Genomic DNA, 17,438 nt, shown 5'->3' on the forward strand with positions numbered 1-17,438 from the left:
AGCCTCCCGCAGACCCACGGCAACCGGCGCCAGAACCGGAGTTCCGTCGGCTCGTCGGGAGGCTTGGCGTTTATGCCAGCTTTTTCAGCACTTTGGGCAGGGCTTCTTCCAGGAGGGCCATGTCGCTATCCAGTCCCGTGCTGATGCGGATGCACCGGTTGAGGGGTGCGATGCCGGGCATGCGAATGAACACGCCATGCTCCATCAGTCCGTCGACAATGGCCTTGGCATGCACGCCGTCGCGACCGCAATCGATGGTGACGAAATTCGTCGCTGAAGGCAGCGGCGAAAGACCGTTTTCCTTTGCGATGGCGGTGATGCGCGCGCGCGACGCCGCGATGCGGCCGATCACATCCTTCAGATACGTCTGGTCCTCGAGGGCGGCGAGCGCTGCCGCAATCGACACCCGTGCCATGCCGAAATGGTGGCGGATCTTGTCGAAGGCCTGCGCATTGCCGAGCGTGCCGATGGCATAGCCGACGCGCGCGCCCGCCAGTCCGTAGGCTTTCGAGAAGGTGCGCATGCGCAGAATGTTCGGCTGGCCGATCAGCGCGGCAATGGACGGAATGGTTCCGGCCGGCGCCGTCTCGCCATAGGCCTCGTCCAGCACGAGCAGCGTCGTTTCCGGCAAAGCCTGCGCGAAGGCGACGATGCTGTCGGCATCCCACCAGCTGCCCATCGGATTGTCGGGATTGGCGAGGTAGACGAGCGGGGCGTTTTCCCGCCGCACCGCGTCCAGCAGGCCGTCGAGGTGCTCCCGGTCGCCCGCATAGGGCACCGTGACGAGCCGGCCGCCATAGCCGTTTACATGATAGTTGAACGTCGGATAGCCCCCGAGCGAGGTGACGACCGGCGTGCCCGGCTCCACGATCAGCCGTGCGATATCGCCGAGCAGGCCGTCGATGCCGCTGCCGATCGCGATGTTGTCGCGCGATATGCCGTGATGAAGGGCAAGCGCCTCGCGCAGCTCGAAATTCTCCGGATCGCTGTACATCCACGTCGTCGCCGCTGCCGCGCGCATCGCCTCGATGACAGAGGGAGCCGGGCCGAAGCCGCTTTCATTGGCACCGATGCGGGCGCGCACCGCAAGGCCGCGGGTGCGTTCGATGGTTTCGGGGCCGACGAAGGGAACGGTGGAGGGCAGCGTCTGGGCAATGGGAGTGAAGCGGGAGAATGCGGACATGAAAACGCCTGGGATCGGGAAGGACAAGGTGCCGGAATCGGTTTTTCCGGCACCCTAGCCAATAATCCCCGGTCGCGAAACGGTCAGGTGATGCGCGATCCCACGCCGCCTTTTTCGACGCCCACCATGTAGCGCCGCTCCGGCACTTTCGGCTTTGCCGCGCCGCCGCCGGTAAAGTAGTCGGCGCGTACGATGGTGTGCAGCAGCTCCTCGTCGATTTCCTTGATGAACTGCACGCCGATGCGTTTGTCGGTGCGATAGACCTCGGCACAGCCGATGCGCGAGGCGACGCCAACGACGGAGAGATAGTAGTGCAGCGGCAGGCCGATCGTCGTGGTGACGCTGAAGCTCGCGCCGCCCTGCGAGATGTCGATCAACTGGCAGCTGCGCATTTTCGGCGCGCCCAGATCGAAGCCCACGGTCATCAGCATGCCCTGCCGGTTGACGGCATAACGCTCCCACTTGCGTTCATAAAGGCCCGCGGCGGAACGCGGATCGGCGCCAATGCTCATTGCGATACTCCCGAGGAAGACGATCATGTCCGACACAGATGGGCAGTGTCGCAGCGGAGTATTTTGTTTCGCTGAAGCAAATTTTTAAAAGTTTAATCGACGCATTTTTCCGTGCGGCCGATCACGCGTCCTGGAGGTCGGCCGGTCGCCCCAGCACCACCTTGAGGAAATCCGCATCGAGGAACATGTTGAAGCGCACCACCATCTCGTCGCCGTCGCGCTTGAACTCGGTGCAGGGAATGCCGTCACGGATGCCCTGGATTTCCAGATAGAAGTTTTCAGGCAGCGTCAGCGTCCGGTTGATGGAGAGCACCGCACCCGCACTCGAAATGCTGCGGATCAGGCACGTATAGCGCAGCGCCGTGCTGAGGTGGTGGCCGATCGGTGTGATGAAGCCGGGCCTGTCCAGCCTGTACTGGACGAAACTGCGTTTGGGCTGCCGTGGATGGGCCTGTTCGTGGAGATGTTCGAGAGGCATGAAGCCCTCCCGCTTCTGTTGCCGGACTGGGACTGTACCGAAACGGGATGGAGAAAGCGTAAAAACGGCCGCCCGTATTCTAACGAGCGGCCGCAGAATTTGCGAAATGACAGGTCGGCTTACTGGAAGGCCTGGAGGCCGGTCTGGGCGCGGCCGAGGATCAGCGCGTGGATGTCGTGCGTGCCCTCATAGGTGTTGACGGCTTCCAGGTTCATCACGTGGCGGATGACGCCATACTCGTCCGAAACGCCGTTGCCGCCGTGCATGTCGCGGGAAACGCGCGCGATATCGAGCGCCTTGCCGCAATTGTTGCGCTTCATCAGCGAGATGAGTTCGGCCGGCGCGCGATGCTCGTCGAACAGTCGGCCGAGGCGCAGCGCACCCTGAAGGCCGAGCGCGATTTCAGTTTCCATGTCGGCGAGCTTCTTCTGGATGAGCTGCGTGGCGGCGAGCGGCTTGCCGAACTGCTTGCGGTCCAGCGTGTACTGGCGCGCGGCGTGCCAGCAGAATTCGGCAGCACCCATCGCGCCCCAGGCGATGCCGTAGCGGGCGCGGTTGAGGCAGCCGAAGGGACCGGCGAGGCCCGCCACGTCCGGCAGCAGGTTTTCATCGGGAACGAAGACGTCCTGCATCATGATCATGCCGGTGACGGAGGCGCGCAGCGAGAACTTGCCCTCGATCTTCGGCGTCTCGAAGCCCTTCATGCCGCGTTCCAGCACGAAACCCTTGATCTTGTTGTCATGCGCGTCGGACTTGGCCCAGACGACGGCGACATCGGCGATCGGCGAATTGGTGATCCAGTTCTTCGCGCCCGAGATCAGGTAGCCGCCGTCGACCTTCTTCGCGCGGGTGATCATGGAGGAGGGGTCCGAACCGTGGTCCGGTTCCGTCAGGCCGAAACAGCCAACCCATTCGCCGGAAGCAAGCTTCGGCAGGTACTTCTTGCGGGTCTCTTCGGTGCCATAGGCAAAAATCGGGTGCATGACGAGCGAGGACTGCACCGACATGGCCGAGCGATAGCCGGAATCGACGCGTTCAACCTCGCGGGCGACGAGGCCGTAGGACACATAGTTGGCGCCGACGCCGCCATACTCTTCCGGAATGGTCGGGCCGAGCAGGCCGAGTTCGCCCATCTCGCTCATGATCTCGCGGTGGAAGATCTCGTGGCGGTTGGCTTCGGTCACGCGGCTGGCGAGCTTGTCCTGGCAGTAGGCGCGCGCGGTGTCGCGGATCATGCGCTCCTCATCCGTCAGCTGGTCCTCGAGCAGGAAGGGATCGGCCCAGTCGAAGGGCGCCATCTTGGCGCGCGCCTGCTCGGGGGTGGCGCTGTGGTGCTCGCTCATGGGGTTCCTCCTGTCGCGGATCTGTCGTGGCAGAAGTGCTACATCAGCTTGGACGGGTTCGAAAGGCCGGGAACGAAATGCGGGGCTTCGCACTTTGGCTATTTATGAATGCCCTCATGAATCCGCAGAATGAGCCATCCCCGATATTTCGCTGCCTGCGCCTTGATCCTGCCGCGCGCTCTGCGCACATAATCTGGCAATGAGCAATTCCATGAAAGAGAGGCCGAGCATGCGGGATCGCTTCAAGCGGTCGGTCGAGCTACTGCTCCCGGCCGAAACACGGCTGAGCGACCTGTTCTGGCCGTTCCAGCCGACCACGGAACGCAAGACGCCGGCCGTGCGCCGCCGCGCCGGCACGGCCTCGCCGCTTGTCGAGACGAGCGATTTCGGCAGCAATCCCGGTGGTCTGCGCATGTTCATGCATGTTCCCGCGGGGCTGCCGGCAGGGCGTCCGCTTGTGCTGGTGCTGCATGGCTGCCGGCAGGACGCCGAAAGCTACGATCGCGCCGCCGGCTGGGCATCGTTGGCCGACGAGCGTGGCTTTGCCGTCGTCTATGCCCAGCAGCGCGAGGCGAACAATCCGCGTCTGTGTTTCACCTGGTTCCGCCCGAGCGAGGTGACGCGCGACCGCGGCGAACTCATGTCGATCCGCCAGATCGTGAGCCATGCGGCCGGCCTTGCGGCAAGCGACCCGCAGCGCGTCTTCATAACGGGACTTTCGGCCGGTGGCGCGATGACGGCGGCGATGCTGGCGAACTATCCGGACGTCTTTGCCGGCGGTGCGATCATTGCCGGCCTGCCGTTCGGCGCCGCCCGCGATGCCACGCGCGCCTTCGATGCGATGGCGCAGGCCCCGGATCACACGCCCCGCGCCTGGGCCGATCTGGTACGCCTCGTTTCGCCCCGTATGGCGCACAAGCCGGCAATCTCCGTCTGGCATGGCACCGCCGACGAGACCGTCGCGCTCTCCAACGGCCGCGCGCTGGTCGAGCAATGGCGTGACCTCTACCGCCTGCCCAAGGACGCCTTCGTGGAAAAGCGCCTGAAAGGCCGCCGCACCCGCATCTGGCCCGATAAGGACGGCAAGCCGCTCGTCACCTTCCACGAAATCGACGGCATGGGCCACGGCACGCCGGTCATGGCAGGCGAGGGCGGCGGCCACGCCGTCTCCAGGGAGCCGTTCATGCTGGAAGCAGGGTTCTCCTCCACGCTGGAGATCGCGAAGGAATGGGGGCTGACGCGGAAGCGGTAGCGGTAGCGGCTAACGCTAGAGATTAGGCTGTTCATGCGCCAATTACGCCCACCACTGCCTGACGCGCACCAACCCGGATATCGCCCGCAAACCTCTCTGTCGTCATCCTCGGGCTTGACCCGAGGATCCACACATCCGCACCGTCTCGCTTGTGGCATGGATCCTCGGGTCAGGTCCGAGGATGACGAGGGAGAGGGCGGGGTTTACCGTGAGCCTGCGAGCAAGCCAGTCGCTTGCCGAATGATATGCATGCCTACTTCAGCAGCCACTCATGCTCCCTCGCGTTGTGGAACTTCCAAACGCGCTTCGGCCCGGCCATCACATTGAGATAATAGAGGTCATAGCCGTGGATGGTCGCGCAGGGGTGGTAACCCCGGGGCACCAGCGTCACGTCGCCATCCTCCACCGCCATGGCCTCGTCCAGCGAGCGGTCGTCGGTATAGACGCGCTGGAAGGCGAAGCCCTGGGGCGGGTTGAGGCGGTGGTAGTAGGTCTCTTCCAGCAGGCTTTCGTTGGGCAGGTCGTCCCGGTCGTGCTTGTGCGAGGGGTAGGACGAGGTGTTGCCGTTCGGCGTGGTGACCTCCACGACGAGCAGCGAATGGGCCGAATTGTCGTCTTCCGGCATGATGTTGTGCACATGCCTGATATTCGAGCCCTTGCCGCGGTGCAGCTGCGGATGCGTGCCGGGTGGAATGGCTTTCGCCTTGTAATCGCCGCCGCCCGGGGCTGAGCAGACGGCAAGCTCCAGATCCGTCTCCGCCGTGACCGACCAGTTGGAATTGGCGGGGATATAGAGCGCGTGCGGCGCGCCCTCGAAGGGGCTCATGCGCTCGCCGAGCACACCGAAATCCGCGCCGCCCGCCGTCGCCTTGCCCTTGCCGGAAACCCACACGAGGCAGACCTCGCGGCTTCCCGTTTCCGCCGCGACGATCTCGCCGGGCTTCATCCGGTGCAGGTCGAAGCCGACATAGGTCCAGCCGGCGCTTTCGGGCGTGACATGGCTGACGCGGCCATGGGTGCCCTGGGGTTTGACGAGCAGGTTCGGCATGGGCTTGGTCCTTTCCTTCCGGCGGGCGGGTGGGGCTTATCCCTTGGGAAAGCCTTCCGTCTCGACAGTATAACCGGCGGCGGTCATCACGCGCATCAGTTCGGCATGGCCGACTTCGGCCATCTTCGCCGGCGGCGCCTTGCGCGGATCCTGCTCGGCTTCCACGACGAACCAGCCTTCATAGCCGTAATCCGCGAAACGCTGCACGATGGCGCCGAAATCGAGCGAGCCGTCGCCGGGAACGGTGAAGGCGCCGAGCGCCACCGCGTCGAGGAACGACTGCTTCGTCCGGTCCAGGCCGTCAACCACCGGGCGGCGGATGTCCTTCACATGCACATGGTTGATGCGGGCATGATGGTTGTCGATGGCGCGCAGCACGTCGCCGCCGGCAAAGGCGAGGTGGCCGGCATCGAGCAACAGCGGAATGCCTTCGCCGGAATGCTTCATGAAGGCATCGAGTTCCGGCTCGGTCTCGACGACGGCAGCCATGTGGTGGTGGTAGGAGAGCGGCATACCCTGGTCGGCGCACCATTCGCCGAAGGCGGTGAGGCGGCGCGCATAGGCCTTCATCTCGTCGTCGGAAAGGCGCGGCTTGGTGGCAAGCGGCCGGGAGCGGTCGCCCTGGATCGAGCGGCCGACTTCGCCATAGACGATGCAGGGCGCGTTGACGGCCTTGAACAGCGCGATCATCGGGGCGATGCGGTCCTTGTTGGCCGCAAGGTCCTCGTCGACGAGCGTACCGGAGAACCAGCCGCCGCACAGCGTCACGTCGGCGGCGCGCAGGATCGGCAGCATCTCCTCCGGGCTGCCCGGAAAGCGGCGACCCTGTTCCATGCCCGTGAAGCCGGCCGTGCGCGACTGGCGCAGGCACTCTTCGAGGGACACGTCGTCGCTCAGTTCCGGAAGGTCGTCGTTCCACCAGGCGATGGGCGACATGCCGAGTTTGGCTTTCATGCGGGTCTCCTTGGCGGGAAGCGGGGCTTCCCCTGCATTGTCACTGTCACTGTCTCTTCCCTCTCCACGTCATCCTCGGGCTTGACCCGAGGATCCATATACAGGCGCTGAGTTTGCCGCGTGGATCCTCGGGTCAAGCCCGAGGATGACGGGGAGAGTGGGTGTTCTGTCCTAACCGACGGTCTGGGCCGCGCGCGCCTTCACATAGGCCTCGCGCGCCTTGTTGACCTCGCTGCGCGGGCTCACCTCCGGCACCGCCACATCCCACCAATGGCCACCCTCCTCGGTGGTGATCAGCGGATCGGTATCGATGACGATGACCGACGTGCGGTCGTTGCCCTTGCTTTGCTCGATAGCCGTTTCAAGATCGGCGATGGAGGAGACCTTCACGGCGACCGCTCCCATGCTCTCGGCATGCGCGCGGAAGTCGATATCCGGCATGACCTCGATCATCGCGTCTTTCAGGAGATTGTTGAAGTTCGCGCCGCCGGTGCCCATCTGCAACCGGTTGATGCAGCCGTAGCCGCGATTGTCGAGCACGATGATGGTGAGCTTCTGGCCGAGCATGATCGAGGTGGAGAGCTCGGAATTCATCATCATGTAGGAGCCGTCGCCGACCATGACGACAACATCCGCCTCCGGCCGCGCCAGCTTCACGCCGAGCGCGCCGGCAATCTCGTAGCCCATGCAGGAAAAGCCGTATTCCATGTGGTAGCCGCCGGGCTTCTTCGCCTGCCACAGCTTGTGCAGCTCGCCCGGCAGGCCGCCGGCCGCGCAGACGAGAACCGAATTTTCGCCGCCGATCGCGCGCTGCACCGCGCCGATGACCTGCGCGTCCGAGGGCAGGTCGGCATTGGTCGGTGCCGTCGCGCGGTCCGCCGCCGCCATCCATTCGTCCTTGCGGCTTTTCGCCGTCTGCCGGACGGCGGCAGGCGCCGACCAGCCGTCAAGCGCTTGCGACAGCAGCTTCAGCCCTTCGCGCGCATCCGCGACGAGCGGCTGGCTGTCATGCTTGGCCGCATCGAAAGGCGCGGTGTTGAGGCCGATCATCGTCACGCCGCCGTTCTTGAATAGCGCCCACGAACCCGTCGTGAAGTCTTGCAGGCGCGTGCCGACGGCGAGGATGACATCGGCTTCCTCCGCAAAGGCGTTGGCGGCGGACGTGCCGGTCACGCCGACCGAGCCCATGCACAGCGGATGATCGTCCGCAATTGCCGACTTGCCGGCCTGCGTGATCGCCACGGGAATGCCATGCGTTTCCGCGAACGCCTGGAGCTCAGCGGTCGCCTGCGAATAGAGCACGCCGCCGCCGGCGATGATGAGCGGCTTTTGCGCCTTGCGCAGCGTTTCGATGGCCGCTGCCAGTTCGTCCGTGTCGGGGCGGGGGCGGCGGGTCGTCCAGACCTTCTCCTCGAACAGGCTGGCGGGATAATCGTAGGCCTCGGCCTGCACGTCCTGGCAGAGCGACAGAGTCACCGGGCCGCAATCGACCGGATCGGTCAGCACCTGCATGGCGCGCTTGAGCGCGGAGATGATCTGCTCGGGGCGCGTGATCCGGTCGAAATAGCGCGAGACGCAGCGGAAGGCGTCGTTGACCGAAACCGTGCCGTCGTTGAAATCCTCGATCTGCTGGAGAACCGGATCGGGGATGCGGTTGGCGAAGACGTCGCCGGGCAGGAAGAGCACGGGCAGGCGGTTGACATGCGCGACACCCGCTGCCGTCACCATGTTCAGCGCCCCCGGGCCGATGGAGGTCGTGCAGGCCATGAAGCGCTGGCGGAAAGCCGCCTTGGCGAAGGCGACGGCCGCATGCGCCATGCCCTGTTCGTTATGGGCGCGCAGCGTCGGCAGCTCGCCGCGCACCTGGTAGAGCGCCTCGCCGATGCCCGCGACGTTGCCGTGGCCGAAAATGCCCCACACGCCCGCGAAGATCGGCACCTTCCTGCCGTCCACGACGGTCATCTGCGCCTTCAGGAAATGCGTGACGGCCTGCGCCATCGTCAGCCGGATCGTCTTTGCCATGGTCTTCCTCCCGTATGCTCTATTGCAGGCCGCGCGTGCGCAGCCAGGCGTCGGTCAGTTCGCGGAAGCGGCTGGCCATGTCCGTGATCGCCGCCTCGTCGTCGATCCTGCCGGCCATCCAGGCGCGGGCGGCGTCGACGAAGATCGTGCGGCCCACCGCAAAACCCTTGACCGAAGGCGCCACCGTCGTCGCCTCGAAGGCCTTCACCAGATCTTCCGTCGGCGCTTCCAGGCCGAGCAGCACGATGCCGCGGCAATACGCGTCGTTGCGCGCGATGACGGCTTCGATGTTCTGCCATGCCGCGCTGGAGGCCTGCGGCTCCAGCTTCCACCAGTCGGGCTTGATGCCGAGATCGTAGAGTTCCTGAAGCGCCGTCGAGACCGTGTCGTCCTTCAGCGGGCCATTCTTGCCGGCGATGATCTCGATCAAAAGCTCGCGACCGACGCGGCGGGCCGCTTCGAAGAGCGTGCGCAGTTTCTCCTGCTGCTCCGTCTTGAGGGTATCAGGGTCGTCGGGATGATAGAAGCACAGGCACTTGATGCAATGGTCGAGCGGCCATTCCACCAGCTGGGAGCCGATATCCTGGCTGAATTCGAAGCGCAGCGGCTTTGAACCCGGAAGCTCGACCGGGCGGCCGATCCACGAAAAACCCTTGGTCGCGGCGTCGAAAAAGGCGTCCCGGCCGAAACGTTCGTCGATCAGCATGCCGTAGCCGGGACGGCCCTGCGAGACTCGCGCGGCAGCCTCCACGGTCAGCCGCTTGAACGCGGAAATCCTGTCATGCGGCACCTTCAACGCGTCGGCCACGTCGACAAGCTGCATGCGGTGGTCGCAGGCAAGCGCCATCAGCAGCGGAATGTCCGCCTGCTTGCGGTTCGTCGCCCAATGGATGTGGTTGATCGCCTCGTCCTTGCGCAGGGCGCGATGCCTGCTGCCGTTTGTCAGGAAGAAGGTCAGCTCCTCCCAGCTCGGATATTCCGGTGAACACAGAAGGCGCGACACGGCGAAGGCGCCGCAGGCATTGGCCCAGGTGGCGCAGGTCTTGTGGTCCTCGCCCGTCAGCCAGCCGCGCAGGAAGCCGGATAGGAAGGCATCGCCCGCGCCCAGCACATTATAGACCTCGATCGGGAAACCATCGCCGACCACGCCGTCTTCAAGGTCGTCGGAGATCGGGCCGTCATAGACGATGCAGCCCATGGCGCCGCGTTTCAGCACGATGGTGGCCGGCGAGACGGCGCGGATCGCCTTCAGCGACGAGAGCACGTCGTCTGCGCCCGAGGCGATCATGATCTCCTCTTCGGTGCCGACGATCAGGTCGCAGTCCGGCAGGACGGATTTCAGGATGGCCGACACGCGGTCGGACTTCACATAGCGCTCGAAACCCTCGGCATGGCCGGCAAGCCCCCAGAGGTTCGGGCGGTAATCGATGTCGAAGATGACCTTGCCGCCGCTTTCCTTGGCGATGCGGATCGCCTTGCGTTGCGCGGCTTCCGTATTGGGGCGCGAAAAATGCGTGCCGGAGACCAGCACGGCCCGCGAAGAGCGCACGAAGGCCTCGTCCACGTCGCCTTCGTCGAGCGCCATGTCGGCGCAATCGGTGCGCACGAAGATCATCGGCGAGACGCCCTCGGCTTCGATGGCAAGCAGCACGAGCGCGGTCAGCCGATCCTTGTCCGTCCTGATGCCCTCGACATTCACGCCTTCACGGGCGCACTGCTCGCGGATGAAGCGGCCCATCTGCTCGTCGCCGACGCGGGTGATCAGCGCCGACTTGAGGCCGAGGCGGGCGGTGCCGATCGCGATATTGGCCGGGCAGCCGCCAACGGACTTGGCGAAGGAGGCGGTGTCCTCCAGCCGCGTGCCGAGTTGCTGGCCGTAGAGATCGACCGACGAACGGCCGATCGTGATCACGTCGAGCGACTTCGCCGGGCTCTCGCGGCGATCAGTGTTGGGCATGTCTTCCTCCCGGTCTCGCGGCGCCTTCGGGAAGGCGATGCGGCATTCTCGGAAAATGAAACATGAATTCTATTATTATGTCAATTCGGAATATTCATTCCATTTTATTCCGGGCCATTCCGCTTCGATTTCCGCTTGAGGCTGCGCCGGCGTTCAGCGATCGCCACGGGCAGCGCCATCGCAAGCGCCATGGAGGCGGAAAGCGAGCGAAAGCCGGCATAGTCCGCCTCGGACACTTCGAACCAGTGGGTGGCTGCGGCGGCAAGCGGGGAGAACACCGAATCGGTGATCGCGATGATCGGCACGCCGCGGCCTGCCAGTTCCTGCGCCTGCGCCAGGCTTTCGGCCGCGTAGGGGGAAAAGCTCGCCGCGATGACGGCGTCCTTGCCCGTGGCGAACAGCGCCATCTCGGCATCGATGCCGTTGGGCGAGGCGATGATCTGGTGGCGTATGCCGAGCTTGCCGAAGGCATACGCGATATGCGCCGTCAGCGGATAGGACCGGCGCTTGGCGACGAGGTAGATCGTTTCCGCCCGCGCCAGCACATCCACCGATTTCGTGAACGTCTCGCCGTCGACCGTGCTGGCAAGCCGCGCCACCGACTGGCTTGCCGCGTTCAGGAAGCCGGAAAGCAGTTCGGCGTCGCTGCCGGCCGTCGCACCCGCCTCCAGCGAGAGCAGCCGCTCCTCATAGGAGAGCGTGCGGTCACGCAGCCGGGCGCGAAAGACGTTCTGGAGGTCGGAAAAGCCCTCGTAGCCGAGATGGTGGGCGAGGCGCACCAGCGTCGAGGGCTGCACGTCCGCGGCCGTGGCGATGCTCGCTGCGGTGCCGAAGGCCATGTCGTCGGGGTTGGACAGCGCATAGGCGGCCACCTGCGCCAGCCGCTTGGGCATGGTCTCCTTGCGCTCGATGATGACGCTGCGCAGGCTTTCGAAATCGCGGGGTACACGCGTCTGGGCCGCTTCGCTGCTGTTCATACATTCATTCTCCTCAAGTGGCGCTTCGCGTCGAATGGAATGAATATTCCATTATCAAAGAAAAGGAAGTTTTCATTCCAAATCTTTCCGTCTATGAATGACGCGAGCGCGCCCGTCCTGCGAAATATAGCAATTCCGGCGCGCGAGCGTAGCGGAATTCAGCGGACGGAGGAGACGTCATGAAGGCTCTTGGCATTGGACTGATCGGCACGGGCTATATGGGCAAGTGCCACGCGCTCGCCTGGAACAATGTCAGCACGGTCTTCGGCGACGTCGAGCGCCCGCGCCTCGTGCATCTCGCCGAAGCCAATGGCGAACTGGCCGTCGCGCGTGCCAAGGAGTTCGGCTTTGCAAAGGCCACCGCGAACTGGCGCGATCTGTTGGCCGATCCGGAGGTCGATGTGATTTCCGTCACCACGCCCAATCAGTTCCACGCCGAAATGGCGATCGCCGCACTCGAGGCGGGAAAACACGTCTGGTGCGAAAAGCCGATGGCGACGGACCTTGGCGATGCCGAGCGCATGCTTGCCGCCCAGCGCGCGTCCGGCAAGGTCGCCGTGATGGGCTACAACTATATCCAGAACCCGGTCATGCGCCACATCCGCTCGCTGATCGACGAGGGCGCGATCGGCACCGTCAATCACGTCCGCATCGAGATGGACGAGGATTTCATGGCCGATCCCCAGGCGCTGTTCTACTGGAAGAGCGAGGCATCCTCGGGCTACGGTGCGCTCGATGATTTTGCCGTGCATCCGCTGTCGCTGCTGTGGAGCCTGTTCGGCCATGTCGAGGCGGTCATAGCCGCGCTTGCAAAACCCTATGCCGACCGCCTCACCAAGGAGGGTGGCCGCCGCGCCGTGGAAAACCACGATATCGCCAGCGTCCTGATGCGCCTTCCCGGCGGCATTTCCGGCGTGCTGATGGCGAACCGCTCCGCCTGGGGCCGCAAGGGCCGCATCGCGCTGCAGATCTACGGTTCGACGGGTTCGATCCTCTACGATCAGGAGCGCATGAACGAGTTCCAACTCTACAAGACCGACGGTCGCGCCACCGAGCAGGGCTTTTCCACAATCCTGACGGCGCCCCATCACAAGCCCTATGACCGGTTCATTCCCGCACCTGGCCACGGCCTCGGCTTCAATGATCTCAAGGTCATCGAATGCCGCGAACTGATGGCCGCCATCGCCGGAAAACCCTCCCGTGCCATCGATTTCGTCGATGGCCTGCGCATCGAGAAGTCCGTGCATGCCATGGCCCGCTCCCATCGCGAGCAGCGCTGGGTGGAGGTCGATGCCGGTTGATTTCCGCCGGCCCGGATAAAATTTCCGGATGCCCCCACATTGAAACAGGCATGCCCATACGTAATAGTGGCGGCAATAATGCCGGAGGTAAGGGCATGTTAAGACGCGTACAAAAACACTGGGCGCCGGTATTCTTCGTGTCCGTCGCCGTCGTGGTGTTCAATGCGGGCGCCGCGGAGGCGAAACGCGTTGCGCTGTTGATCGGCAACCAGAAATACGAAGAGACCGCCCAGCTCAACAATCCTGCGAACGATGTGGAGCTGATGCGCGCCTCGTTCCAGAATGCGGGCTTTGATTCCGTCAAAACGGTGTTCGATCTCGACCGCTCCGCCATGGTCAAGGCGCTGCGCGAATTCGAGGACGAATCGGCCGATGCGGAAATGGCGGTGGTCTATTATTCCGGCCACGCCATGGAAATGAATGGGGTCAACTACCTGATCCCTGTCGATGCGGCTTTAAAGAGCGATCGGGACGTCGAGGACGAAAGCGTGGCCATCGATCGCGTGCAGCGGTCCTTGGAAGGCGCCAAGAAGCTGAAGCTTTTCATTCTCGATGCCTGCCGCAACAATCCGTTCTCCGCGCAGATGACGCGCTCGATCGGCACGCGCGCCGTGTCCCGCGGCCTTGCTCGCGTCGAGCCCGAGTCGGCCGATACGCTGATCGCCTTCGCCTCGAAGGCCGGCACGGTGGCGCTGGACGGGGAGGGCAAGAACAGCCCGTTCGCCACGGCCCTTGCCAAATATCTGACGGAGCCGGGCCTGGATGTGCGCATCGCGCTCGGCAAGGTGCGCGACGAGGTGGTGCAGGCCACCAACCGCGAGCAGGAGCCCTTCGTTTACGGTTCGCTCGGCGGCGCGCAGATCTTCCTGAACATCAAGGAAGTGAACATCAACATCACCAACAGCGGCAACACGCAGGAGGTCTCGCCAAACGGCCAGTCCGAGGCGGCGGCCGACTGGCAGAACATCCGCGACCTCGCCGACGAGGACCTGATCAACGCCTTCATCGCCAAGCACGGCAAGGACCCGGTCTACAAGATGCTGGCGGAAAAGAAGCTCGCCAGCCTCAAGGAAGCGACGGAGACGGAAGGACAGGATGCGGCCGGTATCGCCTGGGAAGCGCTCAAGGGCTCGACCGATGCGGCCGCCCTCCAGCGCTTCATCGAACGCTATCCCGACAGCCAGCACCGCAGCGACGCCGAACAGCTGATCGCCGCGCTGGAACCGAAAAAGGGGCTGAGCGTCAATGTCGCCGGCAAGGAAACGCCGGCCTCGCGCGATTGCTTCCTGCTGGCCGGTGAGCCGCAGTCGCTGCCCGGCTTCATGGGCGTCAACTTCCTGAAGATCGATGCCAAGCGGGCGCTCACCGCCTGCGCCCAGGCCGTCAACGAGAACCCGTCCGACGGCATGCTCGTGAACCTGCTCGGCCGCGCGCATGACGCCGATCGCAACTATATCGAGGCGCGCCGCAACTACGAAAAGGCGATCGAACTCGGCAACATGTACGGCCTCACCAACCTGGCCTGGTTCTCGATCTACGGGACCGATGGCCCCGTCGACGTGCCGAAGGGCCTGTCGATGTTCGAGAAGGCTGCGATTGCCGGAAATTCCTATGCGCAGGCCTCGCTCGGCTGGCTTTACCGCGAAGGCTATGGCGGCACGCGTCAGGACTATAACGAAGCGGTGAAGTGGTATCAGCAGTCGGCCAACCAGGGCTATGCCAATGCCATGGCGACGATGGGCTGGTTCTACCGAGAAGGCCTCGGCGTCCCGCAGGATTACGTCCAGTCGCTTTCCTGGTATCGCAAGGCCGCCGATGCGGGTGACGCCAATGCCATGTCGTCGCTCGGCTGGGCCTATCAGAATGGCCTCGGCACCGCGCAGAACTATGCCGAAGCCAAGGTCTGGTACGAGAAGGCCGCCAATATGGGCGATGCCTACTCCATGGCGTCGCTTGCCTGGCTCTACGATGTCGGCAACGGCGTGAAGCAGGACTATGTGGAAGCCCGCTACTGGTATGAGAAGGCCGCCAATGCCGGCAGCGCCTATGCAATGGGCAACCTGTCGCGCCTTTACGATCAGGGCCTCGGTACGCCGGCCGATGCGAAGGAGGCCGTTCGCTGGGCGGCGGCCGCTGTCGAAAGCGGCGATGCCAACAAGCTGAAGGAGCTGAAGGAAACCCCCGGCAACTTCACCGTCGCCTTCCGTACGGAGCTGCAGAACCTGCTGCGCGAACGCGGCTACTACAGCGGTTCGGCCGATGGCGAATTCGGCCCGGCGACGATCGCGGCCATCGACGGGCTTGCGACCGGCCGCACGAGCAGCGCGTCGGCTTCCACAAGCGGCTCATCGACGATCACCACTGGCCAGTCCACGACGGTGCTCTCCGGCTCGGATGCGGACCAGTGTTACGAACTGGCCGGCGAGCCGAACCTGCGTCCCGGCTTCCTGGGCAAGCTCTTCACGCAGATCGACTACGGTCGTGCGATCCCGGTCTGCGAGGCGGCGCTCAACGCCAATCCGTCCGACAACGGCATTCGCAACATGCTGGGCCGCGCGCACGATGCGGCGCGCAACTACAGCCAGGCCCGCGAATATTACCAGAAGGCGGCGGACGAGGGGAACCTCTACGCCCTGACCAACCTGGCCTGGTATTCGATCTACGGCACGGATGGCCAGGTCGACATGGCCAAGGGCATCCGCATGTTCGAGCAGGGTGCCAATGCCGGCAATCCCTATGCGCAGGCCTCGCTCGGCTGGCTCTACCGCGAGGGCTACAACGGCACGCGCAAGGACTATGACGAGGCCATAAAGTGGTATCGCAAGTCCGCCGAACAGGGCTACGCCAACGGTCAGGCCACCATGGGCTGGTTCTACCGCGAGGGCCTCGGCACGGCGCGTGACCTGACCCTTTCGCTCGAATGGTACAAGAAGGGCGCGGAAGGCGGCGATATCAACGCCATGTCCTCCGTCGGCTATGCCTACCAGTCCGGCCTCGGCGTGCCCGTCGATTACGCCGAAGCCCGCAAGTGGTATGAAAAGGCGGCAGCGCTCAACGACTACTATTCCATGGCCTCGCTGGGCTGGCTTTACGATGCCGGCAACGGCGTGAAGCAGGATTACGCCCAGGCCATCAGCTGGTATGAAAAGGCGGCCAACGGCGGCAATACCTATGCGATGGGCAACCTGTCGCGCCTCTACGACTACGGTCTCGGCACCCGGGCAGATGCCAAGGAGGCGGCCCGCTGGGCGGCCGCCAGCATCGAGGGCGGCGATCAGGGCAAGCTTTCGGAACTCAAGGGCTCGCCGTCCAACTTCACGCCGCAGTTCCGCAAGGCGTTCCAGCAGATCCTGAAGGACCGCGGCTATTACAACGGCCCGATCGACGGCGATTTCGGCGCGTCGACCCAGAACGCCATCGACCGCCTCGCGGCCCGCGCCTGACGCACTGTTGTTAGAAGAAAGAAAGCCGCCGGAAACGATCGTTTCCGGCGGCTTTCGTTTGAGCACGTCGCACGGCGGCTACTCGGACACTGGATGCTGCTGCGTCAGATCCAGATATCGTTTTCGGCCGTTCGCTCACCGCCGGCATGGCCCGTGTTCAGCACGCCCCGCGGCTCGATCAGCAGGAGATGGACTTCTTTCTCCGCAAAGGGCTTGTGCTCCACGCCCTTCGGCACGACGAACATTTCGCCCGGCCGGATCGTCACGGCGCCATCGCGAAAATCGATCCGCAATTCGCCGTGGAGGACGATGAAGGTTTCATCCGTCTCCGGATGGTCGTGCCAGATGAAATCGCCCTCGATGCGCGCGAGCTTGAACTGGTCGTCGTTCATTTCGGCGACGACGCGCGGCTGCCACAAATCGTTGATCCCGGACAGTTTTTCCGAAAATCGAATGGGTTGGTACGTGCTGGCCATTCTGCCGCTCTCCTTTGTTGAGCGCGAAGAAATAGGCCTGTGCAATCGCCCGTTCTTGAACGTTCGTGCAGGCGCAGGGCCGGGCGGACGGCGTTACGGGAGGACTGCGTTGGAGTGCCCGGTAGGGCAGGGCCGGAAACGGACTCGGCCTGCCGACAGCGGGATGCGCGACCATTCGGCTTTGAAACAGAGTGCGTAGGAAAACTGGCGGAGAAGAAGGGATTCGAACCCTCGATACCGTTTCCGGTATACTCCCTTAGCAGGGGAGCGCCTTCGACCACTCGGCCACCTCTCCGCTCGCGATTTCACTATGCGGCATGGGTCGGGATTGCAAGGCATTTTTAGATTTTTGCGACAATATCCAGAATTTCTCGCGCCTTAGTCCGTGCGACCGTCCGCTGCGCGTGCAGCGGTCTTTTGCACATCCCCTCCATGCGGGCCGTGTGAGCACGGCCACGCTCGCAGGGCTTCCCAAGCCCGATGATTCGGGAG

At 64.1% G+C, this 17,438-nt stretch carries 13 protein-coding genes and 1 tRNA gene; 3 read left to right on the plus strand and 11 right to left on the minus strand.

The genetic code is table 11. From position 1 onward, the window contains the following. Positions 1–70: 70 nt before the first annotated feature. The 4 genes from K6301_RS04250 to K6301_RS04265 form a co-directional block, all read right to left on the minus strand. Positions 71–1,183, minus strand: coding sequence for a pyridoxal phosphate-dependent aminotransferase (locus K6301_RS04250; protein WP_247219517.1), 1,113 nt, complete (start codon positions 1,181–1,183; stop codon positions 71–73). Between the two features lie 83 nt (positions 1,184–1,266). Next, positions 1,267–1,695 (minus strand): PilZ domain-containing protein, encoded by a 429-nt coding sequence (locus K6301_RS04255; protein ID WP_247219518.1) that lies wholly within the window; start codon positions 1,693–1,695, stop codon positions 1,267–1,269. Between the two features lie 121 nt (positions 1,696–1,816). Then, the gene (locus tag K6301_RS04260; RefSeq protein ID WP_247219519.1) at positions 1,817–2,173 is read right to left on the minus strand and encodes a hypothetical protein; all 357 of its coding nucleotides are present in this window, start codon (positions 2,171–2,173) and stop codon (positions 1,817–1,819) included. Between the two features lie 119 nt (positions 2,174–2,292). Continuing rightward, positions 2,293–3,516, minus strand: a complete 1,224-nt coding sequence (locus K6301_RS04265; RefSeq protein WP_247219520.1) for an acyl-CoA dehydrogenase — start codon at positions 3,514–3,516, stop codon at positions 2,293–2,295. A 211-nt stretch (positions 3,517–3,727) separates the two neighbouring features. On the opposite strand from K6301_RS04265, the gene K6301_RS04270 reads away from it, so the two are divergent. Then, positions 3,728–4,768, plus strand: coding sequence for an extracellular catalytic domain type 1 short-chain-length polyhydroxyalkanoate depolymerase (locus K6301_RS04270; RefSeq protein WP_247219521.1), 1,041 nt, complete (start codon positions 3,728–3,730; stop codon positions 4,766–4,768). A 253-nt stretch (positions 4,769–5,021) separates the two neighbouring features. Here K6301_RS04270 and iolB read toward each other — a convergent pair whose 3' ends face one another. From iolB to K6301_RS04295, 5 genes are all read right to left on the minus strand, one after another. After that, entirely contained in the window at positions 5,022–5,816 is a 795-nt protein-coding gene (gene iolB / locus K6301_RS04275) for a 5-deoxy-glucuronate isomerase (RefSeq protein WP_247219522.1), read from the minus strand. Positions 5,817–5,852: 36 nt separating this feature from the next. Further along, positions 5,853–6,770, minus strand: coding sequence for a myo-inosose-2 dehydratase (gene iolE, locus K6301_RS04280; RefSeq protein WP_247219523.1), 918 nt, complete (start codon positions 6,768–6,770; stop codon positions 5,853–5,855). Between the two features lie 171 nt (positions 6,771–6,941). Then, positions 6,942–8,792: a 3D-(3,5/4)-trihydroxycyclohexane-1,2-dione acylhydrolase (decyclizing) gene (iolD, locus tag K6301_RS04285; protein ID WP_247219524.1), complete on the minus strand. Its 1,851-nt coding sequence runs from the start codon at positions 8,790–8,792 to the stop codon at positions 6,942–6,944. A 19-nt stretch (positions 8,793–8,811) separates the two neighbouring features. Continuing rightward, positions 8,812–10,749 (minus strand): bifunctional 5-dehydro-2-deoxygluconokinase/5-dehydro-2-deoxyphosphogluconate aldolase, encoded by a 1,938-nt coding sequence (locus K6301_RS04290; RefSeq protein ID WP_247219525.1) that lies wholly within the window; start codon positions 10,747–10,749, stop codon positions 8,812–8,814. Between the two features lie 104 nt (positions 10,750–10,853). Next, positions 10,854–11,726 carry a MurR/RpiR family transcriptional regulator gene (locus K6301_RS04295; protein WP_247219526.1) on the minus strand — a complete coding sequence of 291 codons (873 nt, stop codon included), beginning with the start codon at positions 11,724–11,726 and terminating at the stop codon, positions 10,854–10,856. Between the two features lie 179 nt (positions 11,727–11,905). On the opposite strand from K6301_RS04295, the gene K6301_RS04300 reads away from it, so the two are divergent. Further along, entirely contained in the window at positions 11,906–13,027 is a 1,122-nt protein-coding gene (locus tag K6301_RS04300) for a Gfo/Idh/MocA family protein (protein WP_247219527.1), read from the plus strand. Between the two features lie 95 nt (positions 13,028–13,122). Then, on the plus strand, positions 13,123–16,470 hold the full coding sequence (locus K6301_RS04305) for a caspase family protein (protein WP_247219528.1): 3,348 nt from the start codon (positions 13,123–13,125) through the stop codon (positions 16,468–16,470). A gap of 104 nt (positions 16,471–16,574) precedes the next feature. On the opposite strand, the gene K6301_RS04310 is transcribed toward K6301_RS04305, so the two are convergent. Together K6301_RS04310 and K6301_RS04315 are read right to left on the minus strand one after the other, a co-directional pair. Beyond that, a complete protein-coding gene (locus K6301_RS04310; protein WP_247219529.1) occupies positions 16,575–16,946 on the minus strand; it encodes a cupin domain-containing protein in 372 nt (123 codons plus the stop codon). Between the two features lie 205 nt (positions 16,947–17,151). Beyond that, positions 17,152–17,241: transfer RNA gene (locus K6301_RS04315), tRNA-Ser, on the minus strand. Between the last annotated feature and the right edge of the window lie 197 nt (positions 17,242–17,438).

Source organism: Shinella oryzae, assembly GCF_023038235.1.
GTDB classification, from domain to species: domain Bacteria; phylum Pseudomonadota; class Alphaproteobacteria; order Rhizobiales; family Rhizobiaceae; genus Shinella; species Shinella sumterensis.

Bases quoted from the DNA above. Each gene is read 5' to 3' on its own strand.
- K6301_RS04250 (WP_247219517.1), bottom strand. From the start codon at position 1,183: ATGTCCGCATTCTCCCGCTTCACTCCCATTGCCCAGACGCTGCCCTCC.
- K6301_RS04255 (WP_247219518.1), bottom strand. From the start codon at position 1,695: ATGAGCATTGGCGCCGATCCGCGTTCCGCCGCGGGCCTTTATGAACGC.
- K6301_RS04260 (WP_247219519.1), bottom strand. From the start codon at position 2,173: ATGCCTCTCGAACATCTCCACGAACAGGCCCATCCACGGCAGCCCAAA.
- K6301_RS04265 (WP_247219520.1), bottom strand. From the start codon at position 3,516: ATGAGCGAGCACCACAGCGCCACCCCCGAGCAGGCGCGCGCCAAGATG.
- K6301_RS04270 (WP_247219521.1), top strand. From the start codon at position 3,728: ATGAAAGAGAGGCCGAGCATGCGGGATCGCTTCAAGCGGTCGGTCGAG.
- iolB (WP_247219522.1), bottom strand. From the start codon at position 5,816: ATGCCGAACCTGCTCGTCAAACCCCAGGGCACCCATGGCCGCGTCAGC.
- iolE (WP_247219523.1), bottom strand. From the start codon at position 6,770: ATGAAAGCCAAACTCGGCATGTCGCCCATCGCCTGGTGGAACGACGAC.
- iolD (WP_247219524.1), bottom strand. From the start codon at position 8,792: ATGGCAAAGACGATCCGGCTGACGATGGCGCAGGCCGTCACGCATTTC.
- K6301_RS04290 (WP_247219525.1), bottom strand. From the start codon at position 10,749: ATGCCCAACACTGATCGCCGCGAGAGCCCGGCGAAGTCGCTCGACGTG.
- K6301_RS04295 (WP_247219526.1), bottom strand. From the start codon at position 11,726: ATGAACAGCAGCGAAGCGGCCCAGACGCGTGTACCCCGCGATTTCGAA.
- K6301_RS04300 (WP_247219527.1), top strand. From the start codon at position 11,906: ATGAAGGCTCTTGGCATTGGACTGATCGGCACGGGCTATATGGGCAAG.
- K6301_RS04305 (WP_247219528.1), top strand. From the start codon at position 13,123: ATGTTAAGACGCGTACAAAAACACTGGGCGCCGGTATTCTTCGTGTCC.
- K6301_RS04310 (WP_247219529.1), bottom strand. From the start codon at position 16,946: ATGGCCAGCACGTACCAACCCATTCGATTTTCGGAAAAACTGTCCGGG.